We start from the raw sequence: 22,295 nt of genomic DNA on the forward strand, positions 1-22,295 counted from the left end.
AGATATGAAAGAAAAAGTGCTCATAGCAAACCGGGGCGAGATTGCCATCCGGATCATGGAAGCTTGCAAAGATCTGGGTTTGGATTATGTGGTGGTCTACACTCCTGCCGATGAAGATTCCAGACATGTCAGACTCAATATCAACAGCCGAACCAATCGCAACAACGCCTGGCGGATTGCGAGCTACACCGATCCCAACGATATTCTCTCCGTGGCCGATCATACCGAATGTACCGCCATCCATCCCGGTTACGGGTTTTTCTCAGAGGATTTCCGTTTTGCCAGAAGGGTGACCGTCCGGGATCGGCCCCTGACCTTTATCGGTCCGAACTGGGAGGTCATCCGGGACCTCGGCGACAAGATCAACACCAAGAAAATCGCCAAGAAACTCGGGATTCCGACTATCCCGGGAACAGACGGACCAATCTACAACGAGATGGAAGCTGAAGATGTCGCGAGGCAGCTTCTGGCCGATCAGATTGAGCAGGATATCCGCAACCCGTCCATCCTGGTCAAGGCGGCAGCCGGTGGCGGCGGGATGGGGATCGAAGAGGTCTATCAGGTTGAGCATTTCCGTCGGGTCTATCGGCAGGTGCAGAATTATGCCAAGCGTCAGTTCGGCGACGGCGGGGTGTTGATCGAGCAGTGCCTGCGCGACTACAATCACCTTGAGGTCCAGTTGACCTGCAGCAGGCACGGGGAGAGGGTCCATTTCGGGACCCGGAACTGTACGATCCAGAGTACCGGCCGCCAGAAAAGGCTTGAAGCGGCCCCCGGTTTTGATGACAGCTGTTTTACTTACGATTTCAATGCGAAAGAAGTTCTCGACCAGATTGTGGAATACTCTCTGAAGCTTGCCACCCACGTCCGCTATGACAACGTCGGGACCTGGGAGTGGATTGTCGCCAGAAACGGTCAGCCTTATCTCCTCGAGGTCAACACCAGAATCCAGGTGGAAAATGATGTTTCAGCCCGGATCAGCTATCTGAACGGCAAGCAGCCGAACCTGATCCGCGAGCAGATCAGGCTCGCCCTTGGCGACCGCATCGGCTTCACCCAGGATGATATTCAATTCAAGGGTGCGAGCATTGAGCTCAGGATCGTGGCCGAGGACACCAAAAGGGGTTTCTCGCCATGGATCGGGACGATCACCCGTTTCGAGTTCCCTCAGCACGAGTGGTCGGCTGTATACACCCATGTGCCGACCGACCGGGCCTACATGATCCCCAGCGATTATGACCCGAATCTGGCGCTTGCCCTGGTCTGGGGCGATACCATGGCCGAAGCCAAGGAGCGTGGCAGGCAGTTCCTGAAAGATGTGGTAATTGAAGGACACAACGCTGCCGGGGACCCGATCCTGGTGAACACCTCGTATCTGAATGACAACTTTGACCGTCTGCTGACCTTCTGACGGAATCAGGCATGGATTCATGGAAGATTTAAGAAAAAGACTCCTCAAGATAGAAGACAGAATCAGTTACATCTCCCAGGTGAAAGAGGGTTTCGAGTGGGGAAATCTTGCCGGCCTGCGGGACAAGTACAACAACCTCAAGGAGAATTTCTACGAGTTTTCCGAAGGTGAACTCGCTGCAGACATCAGGGCTCTTGAAGACGCAGTCCTTTTTTTGGAGGAGCGGGGTGAGGAGAATCTCTCACCCATGGAGCGGGTGAGGATTGTCAGGAGTCCGTTGCGTTTCTCTCTGAAAGACATCCTTGAGAATATCTATGAGGATTATACCGAGCTTGGCGGAGAAGAGGACGCCAATATCGACCCGTCGATGGTGGTTGCCAAGGCGACCATCGTCCGCCAGCTCAAGAACAAGGCGGTCACCCAGCAGGTGATGGTGATCGGCCATGAGAAGGGTCATGGCGAGGAATACCGCAATGGCGGCAGCAGCAAGCCATGGGGCAATGAAAAGGCCCTGCGCTATATGCTCGTCGCCCAGACGGAAGGGATCCCGATTCATTTCTATATTTTCACTCCCGGCTCGTTCCCGGTTGAAGATTATCCCGGCGCCGGCCAGCAGATTGCCAGGAACCTCTACGTGATGGCGAAACTGCGGGTGCCGATGGTTTCGATTATCTCCGAGGGCGGCTCGGGCGGCGCCGAGGCCGTTGGCATGTCCGACTTCCGGATGATGTTCTCCCATGGGTATTATTCCGTGATTTCCCCGGAGGGTGCTGCGGCCATTGAAGGTAAAATTCGCGAAGGGGAGAAGCTTCCCAAGGAGCTGGTGGAAACCTGTGCCGATCGCCTGAAGATTACTGCCCAGGACAATCTCAAGCTTGGGACCATTGATCGGATTATTCAGGAACCGCTCCTGGGGGCCAGACGTGATGATTTCGCCTTCTTCAAGAAAGTGAAGGAGGAAATGATCCGGGCCACCGACGAAGTGGTCCTCAAGACCAAGAGCCTCCGGACCTTCAGGGCCTATGAAGTCAATATGAAAAAAGCCGAGGAATCTCCGGCCAACGGTGATTCCTATGTTGACGTCTCCTGGGAACTGAATGACGATGAGGTCAAAAGACTGCAGTCTTTCCGTTCCAAAAAATACCGGAACATGGCCCTCAAGGGTTTCAGCGGCAAACCATCCTCCTCCACCGCTTTTCTCCACGGCGTGAAAAACCGGATGGCCCGGGTGTATTACGGTTTCAAATATGATGTGCTGCGCAGCCAGCAGAAGTATGCCCAGCAGATCATCAAGGATGTTTCCGGCGAAGGCTCTGTTTTCTTCAAGAAGGTCACGGCGCCATTAACCGCTGCCTATGATTTCATTTCCCGGCGTCCTGATTACCGGATCTCCAGGCCCCTGATCGAGAGGGACACTGCCAGCGGGATTGAGGAGTTCGGTGATATCTACACCAGCCCACTGGCCAATGAGGACCGGACCATCACCTGTCCCAACAGCCAGAAACTCGGTTGCAAAGACCTCTGGGTCCCTGATCTCTATGGTGAGTTCTGCGGGGTCTGCGAAGCGTGCGGCCATCATTTCCCGCTGGAATATGAGTGGTATTTGAAACACCTGTTTGACCGCGATTCGATCCGTGAGTTCAACGGCGGAATCAGTTCCATGAATCCGCTCTCCTATGACGGGCTGGACAAGCGTCTGGATCTCTCCCGGGAGAAGACCGGCCGCAAGAGTTCGGTGATCACCTTTGATGCCAAGGTCATGGGGCTTGAGATCGTCGTGGCGATGCTCTACAGCGATTTCCGGAACGGCACCGTGGGTTCCGCCGAAGGTGAAAAAATCGTCCAGGCCTGCGAGATGGCCAAACTCAAACGGCGGCCGCTGCTCTTTTACGTGCATACCACCGGCGGCATCAGAATCCAGGAAGGCACCCTCGGCGTCATCCAGATGCCCAAATGCACCATGGCGGTGCGTGAATACATCGATGCCGGCGGCCTGTACATCGTGGTCTACGACAATAACTCCTATGCCGGTCCGGTAGCGAGCTTTCTCGGCTGTTCGCATTATCAGTTCGCGATCAGGTCGAGCCGGATCGGTTTCGCCGGCCCGCGGGTGATCCGTGACACCACCGGTGACGAAGTGCCGCCTGATTATCACAGTGCCCGGAATGCATTGCGGCGGGGCCATATCCAGGGAATCTGGGACCGGCGTGAATTCCGTCGTAATCTGCACAAGAGCCTGAAAACCATGGGCGGCGGCAAGCTCTATTACCGATGATGGGGCGGCCGCACCTTATCCGGCGCGGCCTTGGAATTGTTTAAAGATTGTTTCTCCAGAAGTCATGACTACCCAAACGTATACAGAACGATATGAACGAAGATATAGATTTTGACGAGGTTTTCAGGAAGTATCGCTCCGACCCTTACGACCATGTGGATATTCATTCCATCCACACCGGCCAGCTGCGCTTCAGGGTGGCGGTCGGTGACCAGGTCGAAGGCCGCGGAGGCGAATGGGACCATATTCCCGGGACCGTTCTCTATATGCTGAACCGGGAACGCAACCCGAAACAGGTCCATTCACCGACCAACGGAATCGTCTCTTTTGTGAGGACGGATCTCGACGGACTTTTTGTTGAGGCGGGGGAGAAAATCATTACCATCAAACACCCCCTGAAGAAACGGGAGATCATCGACGGCATCCTGAAGCAGGTCCTCTTTTCCTTCAAGGCTCCTGAGCGGGCCAAGTACTTCTTTTCCATGGAAATCCAGTCCAGGATTGAGAAATACGGCCAGAAAAAGGTCTCCATCAAACCGGGCGAGGAGCTTTTCACCATGTCGTTGATGAAACGGGAAACGCCGGTGTATTATGCCGGTGAGCCGGGAATCATTCATTCCGTGTATTTTAAAAACGGCGAGAGCATTGAACAGGGCGAGCCCCTGGTCGGGATCTGTCCCAAGGAAAAGCTGCCTGTAATCCAGAAGATCATTACCCGCGTCAAGGCTGAATGGGAATAATCAATATCCTGTCTCCAGCCGTTGTCCGGCAGATCACCCGGGACGAGATCGCTCCCGACCGCAGTCATACTTTCCCACCAGAAACCGTTGATGCCGTTTGCCGTTATGGGGCGATTGTCGGTTCGACCATCCACCGCTTCGACCGTCTTGAGCGGGGGATGGACCGGGCCCGCGAGATGATCCGCGAGCATGAGGCTGGCGGGAAGTCTTTCCCGAGCGGCCTGGTTATTCTGGCCAACGAGCTTATGGGCGGCCGCGGCCGCTTTCAGCGTTCCTGGCACGCCCCGGCCGGCGGCTTGTGGATGACCGTGGTTCTGGTCAATACCCTCCTTCCTTCCTCCTCTTCTCTCTATACCCTGGCCACGGGAGTTTCCGCCTGCGAGACTATCAGGGAGATCGTCCCCGAGGCCGCCGTCAAATGGGTGAACGACGTCCACTGCGGGGGGAAAAAACTATGCGGTGTTCTGGCCGAGACCATGCGCGGTCCGGTCAGCGGTGATGAGTATATTCTCCTCGGGATCGGGATCAACGTGAATAACGAGGAGTTCCCTCCCGAGATCTCTTCCGCCGCGACCTCCTTAAAACAGCTGACCGGGGTTGAGTCCGATGTGAACCGGCTGGCGGCCACGTTCCTGGCCAACCTGTCCTGGAATATCGGTCTGCTCCATTATGAAGAGGAAAACATTCTCGCCTTTGCCGGTCGCGGCCAGGCGGAGGATCCGGAGCTTCTTCTTTCGGCCCTTGCCGGGCGAGACCACCTGCTGGTCGCCCGCTGGAAAGAGTTGAGCGATTCCGTCGGCCGCAGGGTGATTTTCGGCCATGATGTTCAGAAGAATCCGCAGTTCGAAGCGGTTGTCCTTAATGTTGATGAGGCAGGGCGGATTGTCATGGAGTTGCCGGACGGAACGACCGTTGTTCAGAACAGCGGTGAGATCATATACCTGTCGTAGCGGCCATGCCTGCATCTGTCAGCGTCATCATCCCCACCTACAATCGCATTGCCCATCTTGTAAAGGCCATTGATTCGGTCCTTGCCCAGTCATATCGAAATTTTGAGATTATCGTCGTTGACGACGGTTCCGATGACGGAACACAAGAGATCGTTGCATCCTATGGTCATCCTGTCAGTTACATCCATCAGCCGAACAGGGGTGTTTCAGCCGCCAGAAATGCCGGGGTAAAGGGCGCAAAATACAGCTTTCTGGCCTTTCTCGATTCCGATGACCGTTACGAGCCCGATAAATTGAAGATTCAGGTCGAGGCACTGGAGAGTTCGCCTGAACACCTGATCTCCCATACCGATGAAGTCTGGTATCGACAGGGAAAGATTCTGAGTCAGAAGAAGAAGCATGCCAGGAGCGGCGGCGATATTTTCGAACGAAGCCTTGAGCTGTGCGTGGTCGGAATGTCGACCGTTATGGTCCGCAGGGAATTCTTCGACCTGGTCGGACTCTTCGATGAGTCGCTTCCCTGTTGCGAGGATTACGACCTGTGGCTCCGTGCCGGATGCAGATATCCTTTCCTGCTGGTTCCCAAACCATTGACGATCAAGGACGGCGGTCGCCCGGACCAATTATCTGCCATCCACCGGGAGGGGATGGACAAATATCGGATCCAGTCCCTGGTCAAACTGCTGGAATCCGCCCTTCTCTCCGTTCGGCAAACAGAGCTGGCCTCTGAGGAACTCTGCCGAAAATGCACCGTCTACGGCAACGGCTGCCTGAAACATGGCCGGGAGGAAGAGGGAAGGGCCTTTCTCAAACTCGCAAGTGAGTATCGTGCTCCTTCCCTGATATAGGGAACACAGGGTGAATCCACTTTTTCCGTTGCCTTTAAAACGAATTCTCCATGAGCCGCCGTTGTCATTTGGCTACCAATCTCACACAGTTTTTCCCGGCTTCTTTGGCGGCATAAACACCTTTATCGGCGGCTTTGATCAACTCGTCATAGGTTTTCATCTCGGGCAATCGGACCGCAACGCCGACACTGACGCTGCCATGCCATGGCTTGCCGCCGGTGGGGATGCGAAGTTCCGATACGGCCTTTCGGGTGACTTCCGCTATATGCAGGCCCCCCTCTTTATCGGTAGCCGGACAGATAATGAGAAATTCATCGCCCCCGAGCCGACAGACGATATCATCACTTCGAAATGAATCCATTAAGGTAATTGCCAGTTCCTTGAGTACCCGGTCGCCGGCATCGTGACCAAAGTCATCGTTTACCTCCTTGAAATGGTCCGCATCTATCATTACGCAAACCAGGGGCAGATCTTTCTTTAAAGCTTCATCCCAAAGGGCCGACAAGCTTCGCATCGCATGGCGTCGATTGGGGAGCCCGGTCAAAGCGTCTGTCCGGGACAACTCTTCAAGATGCAGATTGGCTTCTGAGAGTTCTCTGGTACGCAATGCCACCTGTTCTTCAAGCGACTCATTCAGCATTTTCAACTCCCGGTTTCGCATTGTTACCTGCTCAAACAGACCATTCAGGGCCTCAAGCAACGGTGCGGTTGCACTCAATCTTTGCTGCTCCAGGCTGTTATATGCCTCGCTCGGGTTCATCCCCGACTTGATGGCCTTGACCTGCATCGCCATGTCCTGATCATTTCCGAGAATATGGTACCCGAGCCAATAGATGAGAAATCTCAGAAGAAAGCGTGCCTGATCGAGTCTTTCGGCGGAAATACCGGAATAGATGGAGGTTACCTCTTCCAGAAAACCTCGATGGACCCCGACATGGTTATCCAGATACCTGGCGTCCAAGCCGGCTGCTTCCATCAATTTTTCCTCATTCCGGAAATGGAATTCGGCGTAATCAGCCAGCTTGCTGAAGATCTCATCCACATCCCGGATTCGGATTTCATCTTCAGTCAGCAGGTTGCTGAGCTGATTGATGATATTGACAAGGTAGTGGTGTTGAGCATCAACTTCGGGCAGACCGGTTAAAAAATGGTCGCCCCATTGAAATGATTCCATGGTCCTTTACCCAGATTCACGTTTTGAATATCCATTATGATATACCATAGTAATCATTGAAAAGATCATTTTAATGGGTGCCTCTATCCTTTCTCTTCTGTGGTAGCACCTGCTTGTCGACTGTTTGACAGCGATGAAAAGAGCTGTTTTGCTGATCGGACTTGCGGATGTTTCCCTTTGAAGGCGACATGAAAAAAATTATCCCGATCATCGTCGTTCTCCTGATGGCAATTCTTTCCGGCAATCTTTCCGCCAAAGAACGGCTGGCTGTGATGGAGCTCGAAGGTCTTGTCGGGATTGGGGTGAGTCTCTTATCGAGATGGTGACCATCTATTAGAAGGACCCGATTCACGCGCAGGGGGAAGATCCCAACATAAGGGGAGGGGGGGTGATATCTGATCCGGATTGATATCTCTTGCCATTGGTTCCTCCCTTTCAGTGAGAAATTTCTGGCCATTGAAGCTCCCCGCGGCAGATAGCAAACGGAGTGCGACTTCGAGCCACGGGGAATCTCCGTATGGAAGGTTACTTACATCAGATTCGCTCACTAACCCCGCAGCAGGTAACGGAGCCTGCGACACTCCGAGCTGCGGGGAATGCGTTTCGCTATGCATGTTCAAACGGGGAAGCATATCCGGTCAGTCGAGGGGGATCAGACCTTCAGATTGGATTAAAAGGCATACCGCAGGTTGCCCTGCAGGCTGTATTCATCGATATTGGAACGGCCGAACTTTGAAGAACCGCTTAAATCCACGGTCAGAGTCTCCAGAAAATTCATCCGTACTCCGCAGCCGATATCACCTCCGGTGCGGTCGTAATCCAGTCCGGCGATTTCATCGTATTTGGTGTCATACTCGAATCCCAGAAGGAAGTAAGGCTCCGCATGGGTAAAGCCATACGCCACCTCAACCCCGGCGGTAAACTGGGCGATATCAATCGCATTGCCGGGGACCACCGTGTTGTCGCTCTCAGTGAATCCCTCCTGTTTCTCATGGGCATGGAGATAGGCAACATTTGCCACAAAGGTCCAGTTGTTCAGGTAATAGAAATTATTGATTGTGCTTTGCATAAAATACCGTTGGGCATTCAACGAACTGGTGATGGTCCCGGAGAGCCTGTCTTGCTCGTAGGAAACATAGGTGTAACCGGCAATCAGATCAAATGAGAAAGCATCGGATACCTGCCAGGTGAGGTACGGTGCCAGAGAATAGCCATCGGTCTGCAATGATCCCAGGTTATACCGTGAATTCTCATCGATATTTTCATACGTCAGGGCTGTTCCCGCAGCAAAGTTCTCGGTGAACATGTAGTCATACCCAGCCACCATGGTGTACAGGTCGGAATCAGACTCGGTAACAAGATTCCTGTCACCAGTTGATGTGTAACCAAGGTTCCCCCAAATCCCCTGGCGATCAATCTGGTCACCGGCGGAGATTCCCAATTGATTCTGACTGATCGAGAGTTTGATCCGGTCATCAAAAAGATCCTTCGGCGGAGAATCAGCAGCAGGAGAAGGGGTGCTTTTATTCCTGCTTCCGGCAAGGGAGGCCTCCAGACCGCGAGCTGCTCTCGAAGCTGAACGGCGAAAAATACTAACCGTACGTATGGAGATAAATTTTGTTAAAAAATTTACCGAAGAGATCAGGTTTTTACCACCACTTACAACGGAAGAGGCACTGTTCCCAGTGATCGCGGGAGGTGCAGGGGGCGTTCCAATGGTCAGGGAGTAATTGTCAAAAGCTGCTGTGAATGAGTTGAAAAACTGAAAAGTATCAGCGCCATTATAGCCGGGATCCGCAGTATAGCGGACAATCTCGGTTGGGACAACACCTGTGGCCGTGCCGCAATCAGCCAATTCCCGGGCAGGGGAAAGGGTGCCGGCGCCACCGTCGGAGAAGGTACCGTGAAGAGGAGCAATAGTATTGTCCGCAACATTTGTGAGATAGCCGTTGAGTGTTCCTGAACCACAATTGTGGAAGATAACGTCATAGGTGCCGCCTACTGCAATGGATTGGACATAATCTGCGCCAAAGGCCGGCATGGAAAGGAAGACCACGAATCCAAGCAATAAGAGAATAAACCCATTCTTTTTCATTGTCATTCTCCGTCAGCTCAATAAGATTGATTGGGGTGTCTCTTGCAAAAACAGCTCAAAGGGAAAATCCCGGCCATCATACCATGGTCAGGTTTCCCTGGGAAACCCAAAATGGCAGACGCAAGCTATTAATATTCCGGTGGACTCACACCGTTATTCTCTGTATTTTCATAAGTGTTCAGCACCGCTCCATGTTCGCCCATTCAGAGCTTCTCGAATAATACGTATGCCTTGACCCCTAAAAGAATGAAAAGGAAATCAATGGATTCCAGCAAGAGAATCATCACCCTGCTTATCTGCCTCCTTATCATCCTTCCCGCCCTCCATGACCCGGCTTTTGCCCGCGGCCCAAAATTTCGGCCTGCAGCAACCAGAGCCATTGCCAAGGCCATCAGCACCAATACCAGGCAGATATTTAAACCCTCCTTTACCATTCGTTCCCGCTATGCCGGGGCAATGAACAGTGTCTCCATAAGCAGGGACGGCCAGTGGTTTGTTACCGCTGGAGACAGTGGCATGGCCCACCTCTGGGATATGACGACCGGCCGGCAGGAGAGCGTTCTCAGCCGGGGAACCAGTCCAATCAAAGGGGTGGCCTTTGTGCCGGGACAGGACAGGCTGATCACCGTCGACGGGCACGGCAAATTATTGCTCCGGGATATCTCAACGGACACCATCATTCGGGAAATCAACACCTCCCAGCCAGGCAACCCAACCCTCCTGGCCGTTACCCCGTTTGCGGCAAAAGGGCTCAAAACACGTGGCTTGAAATTCACCGGCGGGGCCGGATCTGCGCCGGAATTTTCCTATGAAGGCCAATACTGTCTTGCCCCCGACAGCAAAACCCAAATCGGGGTGTGGGATCTGGACACCGGCAAAAAAATACGCGCCTTCGATGGCCATTCAGCCAACCTCACCGCCCTCACCGTGGCGGAGAGCGGCTTTCTCGCCGCATCCGGGGACGACTCCGGCAAGGTCATTCTCTGGAACTGGCAGACCGGTGCAATGGTGGGGGAATTCCAGTACCGCAAGGTGGTGACGGCCCTCGCGCTGGGGAATGACGGCGCCCTTATGGCGGCGGGTCTGGCCAATGGGGAAATTCATTCGTGGCAGGTCGGCACCAAGAAAGAGCTCCTTTCCATCACCGGGCATGTTGGTGCGGTGCGATCGGTAAGCTTCAGCCCCAACATCACCGAGATCGCCTCGGCAGGAGATGACAACATCATCAAAACCTGGTCTGCAGCCCAGGGGAACTTGCTCAAGGAAATGCCCGGGCACACCGGCGCCATCAACGATCTCAAATACAGCCCCTCCAGCAAAGAGCTGCTGTCATGCTCCGCAGATAAAACCTCCCGTTTTTGGGATACGGCGTCCGGAGAGGAAATGGCGCGCCTGGTTTCTATGAAGCAGGGCTGGGCCGTGGTGAGTCCTGCCGGTTATTTTGACGGCACCCTGGATGGCGAACTCGAGGATCGACTGGATGCCATTTTATGGACCGTCGGCAAACGCGCCTTCAAGGTGGATGGCTTTATTGAGGGATATTATCGACCGGCCCTTCTCGGGCGTCTCTTTGCCGGTCAGGATCCCGCCTCGGGTGATCTCCCCAGCATCAGTGACGGCTTTGAGCTGCCCCCCCAGGTGCGCATCATATCCCCTTCACCGGACAGCAGCTTTCAAAAACGACAGATCACTGTGGAGGTGGAGGCCATTGATGAAGGCGGCGGCATTGATTCCATCAGCCTCTTTCACAATCAGAAGATTGTTCCCGGGGGCATGGTCGGCCGAAGCAACAATGGGAATAATTCCACAAAGACCTTTACGGTCGCGCTGGAGGATGATGAAAACCATTTCCGCGCCGTAGGTTTTGGTAAAAACCGCATTGAAAGCGAAGGTGCGGAAATTGTCGTGAACTATAGCGGCGCAAAGCCGCTTGAACCTCCGGTCTTGCACCTTTTTGTGGTGGGGATCAATACATATCTGAACCCGGCCCTGAATCTGAATTTCGGGGTCCCCGATGCCAGGGCGGTCTCAGGCTATTTCGGCAGGGCGAAATCGGGATTTTTCGCCGACATCTCGACCCATCATCTTTTCGACAGTCAGGCCTCCCGGGAAGGGGTGAGCAAGATGCTAGCCGACATGGAGGGTATCCCGGCCCGGGACACCATTGTCCTCTACTTTGCCGGACACGGTGAAACGGTCGGGGATGAGTGGTTTTACATACCATATGATATGGGCGCCCTGAAAGATGAGCAGGGTATCCGGGCCAAGGGGATCTCATCTAAAATACTGCAGGAACACCTCGGCAACAGTCAGGCTCAGCGCATTGTGCTGCTCCTGGATGCGTGTAAATCAGGGGCGGCGATGCAGGCCTTCGCCGCCTTTGAGGATCAACGTCCCTTTTCCCTGCTCAGTCGGGCCACCGGAATCCATATTGCCGCCGCCTCCACCAGTCAGCAATATGCCAGCGAACTGGAAGAGCTGGGCCACGGCGTCTTTACCTTTACCCTGCTCAATGCCCTGGATGGACAGGCAGACCTGCAACCGTCCGACGGCAGGATATCGGTGCAGGAGGTCCTGGCCTATATCAATGAGCAGATGCCGCTGCTCATTAAAAAGCACAACACCTCCGCCCAACGCCCCATTACCAGCTCCAGGGGGATCGACTTTGCCATTTCCCTGAATCCGTGACGGCTTAGTACCATCTGCCGCCTCAAGCGGCTGTAATTACATACAAAGATATTGCTCGGTGGCGGGGTCAGAAATTCACCCGCCGCCCTCGGACGTTCACGGATTTATGATTTCGGCCAGCCGTCGGTAATTGTCCTGATGCTATCTTCCCGGCCGCCGGCAAGTTCATTGAAGTTCAATTCGCGTGTAATTCCCCGCAGCTCGCTGCCATAATTCAGAGAAAATTGCGGGAGGGAAGTGTGCGCAGGTGAGGAATGCGTGCGCCAGGAGTCAGGGTCCAGGATAAAATGGAACCGCAAGAGAAGTGTGGTTCGGTTCGTTCTGACTCCTGAATTCCGGCTGCTGACTTCTGTTCCCTCGCGACTTGGCCGGGGGAGTTCATTCAATTGATGGCAAAAGAAATACTGGCCCTGGTGGGGGAGCTCGTCATGACTTCTTTGGTGAAGCGGATCCCCCGGGTGCGGATCTCCTCGCTGACCGGTAACGGTTTTTCACTGGCGATGGCCTTGATGCGATCCACTCCCGCCGGCGGCGTCACTTCCAGGCTGAAGTCGGCATCCGGAGGAGGGATCTGATAGCGTCTCCCCGGTTGGCAAAAATTATCAGGCTGATAGGGGTTGGGAAAAATAGTCATCACATCACCGGCCGGAGTGACGTCGATAATCTTCACATAAAGGGGTTTGGCGACTTCAAAAAATATTTTCATACGATCACCGATCTCATATTTCGGGGCATCGGTCCACAGTCGCAAAAATGTATCGGCGCTGGTGGCCTGATTTGACTTGCTCAAGAGTGAGGCCGATTCAGCTTCGGCCTGGGCGACCCACTGATAATAGACGGGGTCCGCCTCGCGCCAGACCCTGGCCGTGGCAATAATTTCACCATTCTGCAGATTGGACAGTTTCAGATCACAGCGCACTTTTGATTTTTCCAGGAGAACCTTGCCGATGAGCAGAAAATCCGCATCAATGAGACTCCGTGCCCCGACATCGCCTTCGGTTAAACCGGCCATATTGAGCTGCCACTCCTCCATGATCAACTTGAGATCCCGGCGCTCGACAAACTGCAGATCATGCTCCTTGCCGATCTCTACCGCCATCGGTTCAATGAGCTGCGTTATTTCCGCGGTCAATTTTGTTTTTTTGCCCTCATTACTGGTAAAATCCCCACAGGCCACCCGCTTGCCTGCCGGCAGTCGGGATAAAATCCCGGTCAGCCCTTCGGCAAAGGACATTTCTTCGTTCCGGTCAGAGGCGAAACCCGCGTCCGGCATGGAAAAGAACAAACAACACAACATGATGAATACACTGCAGCTTCGGACGGAAATCAGCATGAACCGGGTACCGCGCAAAAAAAGATTTCCCATGATATTCCCTATGGCCTCTAAATTATTCAGCTGGATACTGATCCTCAATATTCTTCTTACCAGTGGTTGTACAATTTTCCAAAGCAAAACAGAGCTTGCCGGATCACTTGCCGAACAGGGAAACCTGGTACCGGTGATTTTTCAGACAGAGTTATTTGCGATTCGTGGTTTTCAGCGCTTTACCGATCCTTCTTCCCCACTGGTTGTTTATCTGGAAGGGGATGGAGCAGCCTGGCGGAACAAACGCAGCCCGGCGGCCGACCCGACCCCCAGGAACCCGCTGGCCTTGAAACTTGTCATCCGGGATCCGGCAGCCAACGTTCTCTATCTGGCCCGGCCGTGTCAATACATCTCCGGCAGTCAATGCCGCCCCGAATACTGGAGCAGCCACCGCTACGGCACAGCCGTCAGCCGAGCGATCAACCAGGCCCTGGATCAAGGCCGGGTGATTTCAGGCAGCAGCCGCATTGTCCTTATCGGGTATTCAGGGGGAGGGACTCTGGCCGCCCTGGTGTCCGGGCAGCGCGAGGATGTGTGCCGGCTGATCACCATCGCCGCAAACCTCGATGTGAGCGGCTGGACGGCTTTTCACCGAGTCGATCCATTGTGGGGGTCCGATACCCCAATGCGCCATGCCGGCACCCTGCAACATGTTCCACAAATCCACCTGGTGGGATCCGAGGATACCATTGTCCCCGAGGCCATTGTCCAGTCATACCTTGACGCTTTGCCGGACCAATCCGGCAGCCGGCTTCTGGTGATCGCCGATACGGACCATCATGCCGGCTGGGTGGAAAAATGGCCCCTTATATTAGAAGAGCTGCGAGGCTGCCCATAAAATAACGTTTTTCCATCTTGAACAAGGTCAATGCCTGGTGAATTCTCCGGCAGAGTGATCATGACTTCTTCTGAGCCCGTTATTCATTAAGAACCTCTGAAAAGACAATGGAGAATTTCGATCGGTCCGAGACTTCGTTTTATGGCTCAGGTCCGAGAGGTGCAGGTGGTGGTAATTTGGTTTTATGTTGTTGTCAAAGAAACTTGTTTTCGCGGTTTTGATTTTGATACCATGATCGCTGGGTGGAAAAGTGTTTGGTTTCAGGAATATCTTTCTTGTAGGTAAATGCATGGTATCATTGGATAAATTTCGAGATATGGACATGGTGGAGCAGGTCGTGGTTCTTGAGGATATCAAGGAGCGGGATCTGGTGAGGTATCTTCCGGATCTCCTTAAAATCTATTCCGCTGCGGAATGTGACGATGCGGTCGACGAGATGTTGTATCACACGATCTTCAGTCTTCTGGATCACCGGGAAGATGATATCCTGGACGGGATGGAAAACCAGGACCGGCGGATCCGTCAGCTTTGCATCAGAAAGGCCGCCGATGTCACTCCGAACCGGGTAAAGGATCGTCTGGTCCAGGAGCTTGATGAAGGGGAAGACCAGGAGATGGTCAGTGAGATCATCCGGGCCTTGAGCTATTATAAAGATCCGGAACTGATTCCGGTGTTTGAACGGTACCTGGATCACGATGATCCGGCGATAGTATCCTGGGCTGAGGACGGGCTGGAATTTATTAGGGGAAGTTTAAAGTGAGGAGTGAGAAGTGAAAAGTTAGGAGTTAGGAGATAGGAGTCAGAAGTCTGGAGCTGGGAGAAAGAAGGCAAAGGACAGAAGTCAGGGACTGCAGCCAGAGAGCAGGGAGCCAGCGGTAAAAATAAGGCCGGGAACTTGAAATCGATTCGAGTTTCCGGCTTTATTTTTTTGCGATTTCCAGAACGATATCGAATGTTGCCTTGTTTTCTCCCTCTTTGGGGTAGTGCTGGGTGATGAGTTCCTCGTGTCCTTCTGCGGTGATCTTGATGTGGATATGCGGGAGTCTGCCTACGTAGTCGGTAGGGCGGTTTGACGCGAAGCGGTATCTTCCCTTGCGGTCTGCAATGACGGTTGCCCGGTGGGCGTCATCGTATTCCCCTTCCGGATTGACCAGCCAGAACTCGATTCTGCTTTTCGGCAGCGGACGGCAGCCCTTGGCCGAGAGAATCTGCCCGCTCAAGACATAACCTTGTCCGACCTTGTTCCTCTCCGGCGCGTTTGCCCGGTAGAACGGGCCGATTTCATCGTATGGTGTCGGCTGACACTGCCCGATTTCCTGTTGTGCCGGATCGGTTTCGCAGGCAGTGACGATGGCTGCAAATAAGAGAATCAGCAGGATGATTTTAACGGTTTTCATTTTCTCTCCTTTTTCGAGTGAGGAAAAGCCGGAGTGTCCAGAGTGACCCCGGCAACAGAAAGAGCAGCGCGAGCCGCAGGGCAACGATTCTTGGCGACATGCCGCTGTCGAGAGCGGCGCCGGTGAACCAGGTGGAAAGGCTCAAAATCAGGGTAAGCAAGGCCATTTCGGCGGCGAAAACCCTGCCCCGGAAATGGTCCGGCACGATCCGCTGGAGAAGGTTGGTGGAAAACACCCACTGGACCGAGCCGCCCAGATGACCGAGAAAAACGAAGGGGACTGCGGCAAGGAGGGTGGGCGCCAGACTGAACAGGATATAGGCCAGTGAAGCGACATAGAAGGACAACGCGATGGCGCGGAACATCGCCGGTTTGCTTTCACCTAAAATACGCCAGGCGAGGATTGGGCCCAGGGCCGCGCCTATCCCCCTGAATGAGTAGAGAATGCCGCTGCCGCTGCCCTCCCCGAAACCGGTAAAAACATTTTCTCCGAACCAGGTGAGCAGAACAAGGATCCCGCCGGAAATGGCCCAGCCGCTTTTGACGAGCAACAGGGGAAGGACCTCGTGATGGCCCTTCACATAGCGGCATCCCTCAAGGAGGTCCGGCAGGCCGGTGTAATGGAGGAATCCTCCCGGAGTCGATCTTTTTTCCCGAGCCGGCGAGGGGATGACGAGGGTCGACATGATGAGTGCGGAAAGAAGAAAGGTTGCGGCATCGATCACGATCGCGGTCTGCCAGTTGAAAAGCGCGGTGATGAATCCGCCGAGGGCTGCGCCGAAGGCGAGCATGATCGACCAGGTTGCGCCGCCCAGGGCGTTGGCAACGTTCAGCTCTTCAGGGCGGCAGAGGTTCGGCACACTGGCCCGTCTGGCCGGGTCGTGAAAGGTCCAGACCGACTCCTGGATAAAGGCGAGCAGGTAGATGAGCCAGGCCTGACCGGGTTCTTTGACTACCAGAAACGAGAGGACGATCACCACCCGCAGAAGGTCGGAAAGAATCATGATCCGTTTTCTGGAGAAACGGTCGGCGATCACTCCGGCGGCAGGCCCGAAGATGGTGGTCGGGATGAATTTAGCGATCAGGAACCAGCCGACGGCGTGGCCGCTGCCGGTGAGTCTGGATAAAAGGACAAAGATCGCGATGTAATTGAGCCAGTTGCCGAGATTGCTGATGATCCCTGCAGACCAGAACCGTCGATAGGCGGGATTGCCCTGCAGCAGAGAAATGTATGAGCGCCAGTCGCCAACCGGGAGATACGGGCGGGCGCTGTCGCAGGAGCGGGTAGTCATTGTGTTTTCAGGATTTCTGAGGTATCTTTTTTCGGGTATCTTATCAAAGGTCGATCATATAATCTTTTCATACTTCATACCACAAAGCTCAAGGGACGACAGGAGAAATGCAAAACGAACCTTACGGGATAACCGTCAGCCGTCACATCATGGACAGTCAGCGCCTCCATCCGGAGGCAACAGGCGACCTTTCAGGACTCTTAAGCGAGCTGATTGTTGCAGCAAAAACCATTTCCGCCGAAGTCAATATGGCAGGACTGGGCGATATTCTGGGTTCTTCCGGGAATACCAATATCCAGGGGGAAAAGGTCCAGAAACTTGACGACCTTGCCAATTCAAATATCAAACGACGTATGGCCCGCTGCGGGTATGTATCGATCATGGCTTCCGAGGAAGAGGCGGATGCCATTCCGGTCGTTGCCGGTTACGAGGGGAAATACACCCTGGCGTTCGATCCGTTGGACGGCTCTTCCAATATCGATGTCAATGTCAGTATCGGCACCATTTTTTCCATCCATAGGGCCAAAAACGGCGGCTGCCCGGGTTGCGAGGATGATCTGCTGCAGGCCGGGACGAAACAGATCGCCGCAGGCTATATTATCTACGGGTCAAGCACCATGCTGGTCTATACCACCGGCGACGGAGTGCATGGATTCACCCTGGACCCGACGGTGGGTGAATTCTATCTCTCGCACCCTGATATCAGGACGCCCGAGCGCAGCAGGTATTTCAGTGTCAACGAAGGCAACAGCAGTTTCTGGCATGATGAGATGCACCGGTATGTTTCTTATGTTAAAGAGGTGGATAAGTCGAGTGGCCGGCCGTACAGCGCAAGATATATTGGTTCACTGGTGGCGGATTTTCACCGGAACCTGATCGCCGGAGGAATCTTTCTCTACCCGCGTGATAACAAAAATCCGAAAAAATCCACCGGGAAGCTGAGACTGCTTTATGAAGCGGCGCCTCTGGCGTTTATTGCCGAACAGGCCGGCGGCAGGGCGATTACCGATGACGGCAGGAGGATCATGGATATTCAGCCTGATTCACTCCACCAGCGGGTCCCGCTGGTCATCGGCAGTAAAAACGATGTTGAGATCGCCGAGGAGTTTTTCAACGGCAGCAGATAAAGACGTTGATGCTTAAGGGCATCTTTCAAAGGTTCTTTTATGGAATGGGGCAAGGATTACCGGCTGGGTCTTATCTGGCAGGACTTTCAGCACAAGGAACTGATCGACCGAATGGTTGAGCTTGAAAAGGCGATCCGGGAAGGTGCGGACAAGAACGACTTCTATGGGATGATCGGTTTTCTCGGCAACTACATCAACGATCATTTCGCCCTGGAAGAAGTGTACATGAAGAAATACAATTATCCCCATGCCCTGGAGCATATCAAACAGCACCGGAAGTTTTCCGAGGAGTTCAGGAAGTTCAAATCGGGCTGCATCTATCAGGAAAAGAAAACCTCGATCGAACTGTTTGACAAGTTGAGCTTATGGGTGTCGACCCACCTCCAGGTGATCGACAAGACGCTTGCGGAATTCCTGATCAAAAAAGGTCTCGAAAGTCCGAAGATTGTCTGAAGGCGGATTGCGCCTCTTTGCCGATTTGTCTTGTTTGCTAAGCTTTTTCCTTCATCTTCTCCCACGAGTCGCGCAGGGTGACGGTGCGGTTGAAAACAAGGTGGTCCGGTGTTGCATCCTTGCCGTCCAGGCAGAAATAGCCCGTGCGTTCGAACTGGTAGTTGACGTCTGCTGCCGCCCCTTTCAGAAATGGTTCGAGTTTGCAGCCGGAAAGTACTTTGAGTGAATCCGGGTTGAGCACATCGAGAAAATCCCGGTCTTTGGACTCAGGCGCTTCTTCGGTGAAAAGTCGGTCGTAAAGCCTGACCTCGGCGTCCACCGCATGACGGGCCGAGACCCAGTGGATGGTGCCTTTGATCTTGCGGCCGTCGGGAGTGTTGCCGCCCCGGGTCTCCGGATCATAGGTGCAGTGGATCGCCGTCAGATTGCCGTTGCTGTCCTTGACCACTTTTTCAAGCTGAACGACATAGGCGTACCGGAGGCGCACCTCCCGGTCCGGTGCAAGCCGGTGGAATTTCGCCGGGGCCTCCTCCATGAAGTCGGATTTTTCAATGTAGATCTCCCTGCAGAAAGGGACTTTTCGGTTGCCCATCTCTGGATTTTGCGGATGGTTCTGCGCCTCCATTTCTTCGACCTGATCTTCCGGATAATTGGTGATCACCACCTTGAGTGGTTCGAGCACCCCCATCACCCTTGGAGCCTTGTCGTTCAAGTCTTCGCGGATACAGTGTTCGAGAATGGCCATGTCGACCACCGAATCGCCTTTCGCGAGGCCGATCTTGTCGCAGAAGGACCGGATCGAGGCCGGGGTGTAGCCGCGTCGTCTGATCCCCGAGAGCGTCGGCATCCGCGGGTCGTCCCAGCCGCTGACGTGCCCGCCCTGGACCAGTTTCAGGAGTTTTCTCTTGCTGACCACGGTGTAGTTGAGGTTCAGGCGGGCAAACTCGATCTGCCTGGGGTGGCACGGGACCGGGGTATTGTCGCAGGTCCAGTCATAGAGAGGTCTGTGATCTTCAAACTCGAGGGTGCAGAGCGAGTGGGTGATATGCTCGAGAGCGTCCGAGATCGGGTGGGTATAGTCGTACATCGGGTAGATGCACCACTTGTCGCCGGTCCGGTGATGGGTGGCCCGGAGAATCCGGTAGAGGACCGGGTCACGCATGTTGATATTGCCCGAGGTCATGTCGATTTTTGCCCGTAATACCCGGCTGCCGTCGGGGAACTCCCCTGCGCGCATTTTGCGGAAAAGATCGAGGTTCTCTTCCGGCGATCTTTCCCGGTAGGGGCTGTTCCTGCCGGGTTCGGTCAGTGTTCCCCGATACTCCCGGATCTCTTCCGGGGTCAGGTCGCAGACGTAGGCCTTGCCCTCTTGAATGAGATGCTCCGCGAAAGCGTACAATTCGTCAAAATAGTCGGACGCGAAATAGAGATGTTCTCCCCAGTCGAATCCGAGCCAGCGGACGTTGTCCTTGATCGAATCGACATACTCCTGTTCTTCCTTGCTGGGATTGGTGTCATCGAAACGAAGGTGACAGCGGCTGTCGGCAAATTCGGTTGAGATGCCGAAATTCAGGCAGATCGACTTGGCGTGGCCGATGTGCAGATAACCGTTCGGCTCCGGCGGGAAACGGGTCACGATCCGTGTATGTTTTCCGGTGGCGATGTCCTGTTCGATGATCGCCCGGATGAAGTCTCTGGGTTTTGCTTCCGATGTCATATTTGTTCTCTTTTAGGGTGATAAATACTCTGCAGCTCGAAGTTTCACGCCGTTCGCTATCTGCCGCAGTATAAGTTACAGAATAGCATGGATGTTCTGACTCCCAAGAAGCCAGAAGTCAGAATCCAGAATCTGTTGGAATAACGATTATACTCTCTGGGTAAATGTTGTCCCCCGACTCCTGAATTCCGGCGTCAGATACTCCCGGATAGTCTTGTTAGTGGTATCTGGAAAAAGAAGTTTAAGAAGCAAGGGTCCTTAATATGGAGAAAACCCGGCAGAATACAACAATCTTTCTCCTGACTTCTGACTCCTGGCTCCTGAATTCTGTATTTAAAAATATTTCGGAGCGTCCCGCAGTCTTTTGACCACAATCTCCTTGCCGAACAACTCAAAGAGCTCAAACATGCTGGGCCCTTTGATCTGTCCGGTGATCACTGCCCGGGCGCCGTTGATCGGAATGCCGACCTTCACTTCTTTCTCTGCACAGAACTCTCGGGCGACCCGCTCCGTTTCATCCTTGGTGAAATCTGGGAGTTCCGCGAAGCGGTCGGCGAGTTCCGGCAGCCACTGCGCAAGCTCCGGCTGTTTCAGCAGATTCTTTTCCAGCGCGCCCTCATCGACCGGGAAATCGTCGGAAAAATAGGCCCTGCCGGCCGAAGAGAAATCCTTCAGGGTGTGGAAACGGTCCCGGATCATCTCGATGGTCTTTAAAAACCAGTCGCGCCGGTTCGCATTGTATGCCTCATCCCACAATCCTTCGGCCGCAAGCTCTTTCCGTACCATTCCGGCCAGCTCTTCCACCGGCATGGTCCGCAGATAATGGGCGTTGATGCTGATCGCCTTCGGATCGGTGAAGAACTTCGGATCGTCCTTGCGGTGATTGAAGATGGAGCTTGCTTTATTGATCTTTTCCAGGGTGAACGCCTCGATCAGCTCCTCTCTGGAAAAAATCTCCCGGTCATCGCCGGGGGACCAGCCGAGAAGAACCAGGAAATTGGCCAGCGCCCAGGGCAGAAAGCCGTTGCTTTTGTAAAATTGTACGGCGACCACCTCGCCGTGACTCCTCTTGGAGATCTTGGCGCCTTTGATATCCATGGTCAACGGCATGTGGGCGAAAACCGGAACCGGCGCGCCAAGCGCTTCATAGAGCAGAATCTGGCGGTTGGTATTGTCCTTGTGGTCCTGGCCGCGGATGATGTGGGTGATTCGGTCTCTGATATCGTCAACCACATTGCAGAGCAGATAGAGCGGCTTGCCATTGGAGCGGACGATGACAAAATCGGAGATTTCGCTGTAGGCCTGTTCGATGCGACCCAGGACCTTGTCATCGTAACCGACGGCGCCGCTTCGCTCCGGGACTTTAAACCTGACCACCGAAGGAATTCCGGCCGCCTCTTTTTCGGCCACCTGCCCGGGGGTGAGATTACGGCAGGCGCCGTCGTATCTGACCGGCTGTTTGGCCGCGAGGGCGGCCTCTCTTTTGGCGTCGAGGTCTTCCTTGGTGCAGAAACATTTATAGGCATGTCCTTCCGCCATCAGCCGGTTGGCGGCGGCCACGTGATCGGCTGCGAAATCGGTCTGGAAATACGGCCCCTCATCCCAGTCGATCCCGAGCCATTCCAGCCCTTCGATAATCCCGTCGATCGAGCCCTGGGTGGATCTTTCGGTATCGGTATCCTCGATCCGCAGAATCAGCTTGCCGTTATGCTTTTTCGCGAACAGCCAGTTGTAGATCGCGGTTCTCGCCCCGCCGATATGCAGGTAGCCGGTAGGGCTCGGTGGAAATCTGACTCGTACTTCCGACATGCGCTGTCTCCTGAAAATATTGTGCTTCCGATTCTTGAAAAACAAAAAAAAGAAATTCCAATGGCACCCCGATCCGCTCATCCGCCAACCCGAAAGGGATGGTGATTCGGGGGTCC

18 protein-coding genes are annotated in these 22,295 nt (G+C 54.2%); 11 read left to right on the forward strand and 7 right to left on the reverse strand.

Features of this window, described 5'->3' with window-relative positions; all coding sequences use genetic code 11:
- The first annotated feature begins 4 nt into the window (after positions 1 to 4).
- The 5 genes from KKG35_15815 to KKG35_15835 all read left to right on the forward strand — a co-directional run bounded on the left by KKG35_15815 (position 5) and on the right by KKG35_15835 (position 6,224).
- Entirely contained in the window at positions 5 to 1,411 is a 1,407-nt protein-coding gene (locus KKG35_15815) for an acetyl-CoA carboxylase biotin carboxylase subunit (protein MBU1739596.1), read from the forward strand.
- A 19-nt stretch (positions 1,412 to 1,430) separates the two neighbouring features.
- Complete coding sequence (locus KKG35_15820) at positions 1,431 to 3,686, forward strand: acetyl-CoA carboxylase carboxyl transferase subunit alpha/beta (GenBank protein ID MBU1739597.1); 2,256 nt, start codon at positions 1,431 to 1,433, stop codon at positions 3,684 to 3,686.
- Between the two features lie 92 nt (positions 3,687 to 3,778).
- Positions 3,779 to 4,426, forward strand: coding sequence for a hypothetical protein (locus tag KKG35_15825; GenBank protein ID MBU1739598.1), 648 nt, complete (start codon positions 3,779 to 3,781; stop codon positions 4,424 to 4,426).
- On the forward strand, positions 4,417 to 5,376 hold the full coding sequence (locus KKG35_15830) for a biotin--[acetyl-CoA-carboxylase] ligase (GenBank protein ID MBU1739599.1): 960 nt from the start codon (positions 4,417 to 4,419) through the stop codon (positions 5,374 to 5,376). Before KKG35_15825 ends, KKG35_15830 begins: the two co-directional genes overlap by 10 nt.
- Before the next feature lie 5 nt (positions 5,377 to 5,381).
- Positions 5,382 to 6,224, forward strand: coding sequence for a glycosyltransferase (locus KKG35_15835; GenBank protein ID MBU1739600.1), 843 nt, complete (start codon positions 5,382 to 5,384; stop codon positions 6,222 to 6,224).
- Positions 6,225 to 6,288: 64 nt separating this feature from the next.
- Here the strand turns inward: KKG35_15835 and KKG35_15840 are convergent, their stop codons facing one another.
- Positions 6,289 to 7,398: a GGDEF domain-containing protein gene (locus tag KKG35_15840; protein ID MBU1739601.1), complete on the reverse strand. Its 1,110-nt coding sequence runs from the start codon at positions 7,396 to 7,398 to the stop codon at positions 6,289 to 6,291.
- A gap of 188 nt (positions 7,399 to 7,586) precedes the next feature.
- On the opposite strand from KKG35_15840, the gene KKG35_15845 reads away from it, so the two are divergent.
- The gene (locus KKG35_15845) at positions 7,587 to 7,724 is read left to right on the forward strand and encodes a hypothetical protein (protein ID MBU1739602.1); all 138 of its coding nucleotides are present in this window, start codon (positions 7,587 to 7,589) and stop codon (positions 7,722 to 7,724) included.
- Positions 7,725 to 8,068: 344 nt separating this feature from the next.
- On the opposite strand, the gene KKG35_15850 is transcribed toward KKG35_15845, so the two are convergent.
- Positions 8,069 to 9,493 (reverse strand): autotransporter outer membrane beta-barrel domain-containing protein, encoded by a 1,425-nt coding sequence (locus tag KKG35_15850; protein ID MBU1739603.1) that lies wholly within the window; start codon positions 9,491 to 9,493, stop codon positions 8,069 to 8,071.
- A 261-nt stretch (positions 9,494 to 9,754) separates the two neighbouring features.
- On the opposite strand from KKG35_15850, the gene KKG35_15855 reads away from it, so the two are divergent.
- The gene (locus KKG35_15855) at positions 9,755 to 12,181 is read left to right on the forward strand and encodes a caspase family protein (GenBank protein ID MBU1739604.1); all 2,427 of its coding nucleotides are present in this window, start codon (positions 9,755 to 9,757) and stop codon (positions 12,179 to 12,181) included.
- A gap of 382 nt (positions 12,182 to 12,563) precedes the next feature.
- Here the strand turns inward: KKG35_15855 and KKG35_15860 are convergent, their stop codons facing one another.
- Positions 12,564 to 13,415: a DUF4384 domain-containing protein gene (locus KKG35_15860; protein ID MBU1739605.1), complete on the reverse strand. Its 852-nt coding sequence runs from the start codon at positions 13,413 to 13,415 to the stop codon at positions 12,564 to 12,566.
- 142 nt (positions 13,416 to 13,557) lie between these two features.
- Between KKG35_15860 and KKG35_15865 the strand changes: the two genes are divergently transcribed.
- Together KKG35_15865 and KKG35_15870 are read left to right on the forward strand one after the other, a co-directional pair.
- Positions 13,558 to 14,385: an alpha/beta hydrolase gene (locus KKG35_15865; GenBank protein MBU1739606.1), complete on the forward strand. Its 828-nt coding sequence runs from the start codon at positions 13,558 to 13,560 to the stop codon at positions 14,383 to 14,385.
- A 298-nt stretch (positions 14,386 to 14,683) separates the two neighbouring features.
- On the forward strand, positions 14,684 to 15,145 hold the full coding sequence (locus tag KKG35_15870) for a HEAT repeat domain-containing protein (GenBank protein MBU1739607.1): 462 nt from the start codon (positions 14,684 to 14,686) through the stop codon (positions 15,143 to 15,145).
- 160 nt (positions 15,146 to 15,305) lie between these two features.
- On the opposite strand, the gene KKG35_15875 is transcribed toward KKG35_15870, so the two are convergent.
- Both KKG35_15875 and KKG35_15880 read right to left on the reverse strand, forming a co-directional pair.
- Positions 15,306 to 15,782, reverse strand: a complete 477-nt coding sequence (locus KKG35_15875) for an intradiol ring-cleavage dioxygenase (protein MBU1739608.1) — start codon at positions 15,780 to 15,782, stop codon at positions 15,306 to 15,308.
- Positions 15,769 to 17,073 (reverse strand): MFS transporter, encoded by a 1,305-nt coding sequence (locus KKG35_15880; protein ID MBU1739609.1) that lies wholly within the window; start codon positions 17,071 to 17,073, stop codon positions 15,769 to 15,771. Before KKG35_15880 ends, KKG35_15875 begins: the two co-directional genes overlap by 14 nt.
- 107 nt (positions 17,074 to 17,180) lie before the next feature.
- Here KKG35_15880 and fbp point away from each other — a divergent pair, with 107 nt between their 5' ends.
- Both fbp and KKG35_15890 read left to right on the forward strand, forming a co-directional pair.
- The gene (gene fbp, locus KKG35_15885; protein ID MBU1739610.1) at positions 17,181 to 18,200 is read left to right on the forward strand and encodes a class 1 fructose-bisphosphatase; all 1,020 of its coding nucleotides are present in this window, start codon (positions 17,181 to 17,183) and stop codon (positions 18,198 to 18,200) included.
- Between the two features lie 39 nt (positions 18,201 to 18,239).
- Positions 18,240 to 18,653, forward strand: coding sequence for a hemerythrin family protein (locus KKG35_15890; protein MBU1739611.1), 414 nt, complete (start codon positions 18,240 to 18,242; stop codon positions 18,651 to 18,653).
- A 37-nt stretch (positions 18,654 to 18,690) separates the two neighbouring features.
- Here the strand turns inward: KKG35_15890 and KKG35_15895 are convergent, their stop codons facing one another.
- Positions 18,691 to 20,370, reverse strand: a complete 1,680-nt coding sequence (locus KKG35_15895) for a glutamine--tRNA ligase/YqeY domain fusion protein (protein MBU1739612.1) — start codon at positions 20,368 to 20,370, stop codon at positions 18,691 to 18,693.
- 333 nt (positions 20,371 to 20,703) lie between these two features.
- Positions 20,704 to 22,179, reverse strand: a complete 1,476-nt coding sequence (locus tag KKG35_15900; protein ID MBU1739613.1) for a glutamate--tRNA ligase — start codon at positions 22,177 to 22,179, stop codon at positions 20,704 to 20,706.
- Positions 22,180 to 22,295 lie beyond the last annotated feature (116 nt).

The organism is Pseudomonadota bacterium, assembly GCA_018823285.1.
GTDB lineage: Bacteria > Desulfobacterota > Desulfobulbia > Desulfobulbales > JAGXFP01 > JAHJIQ01.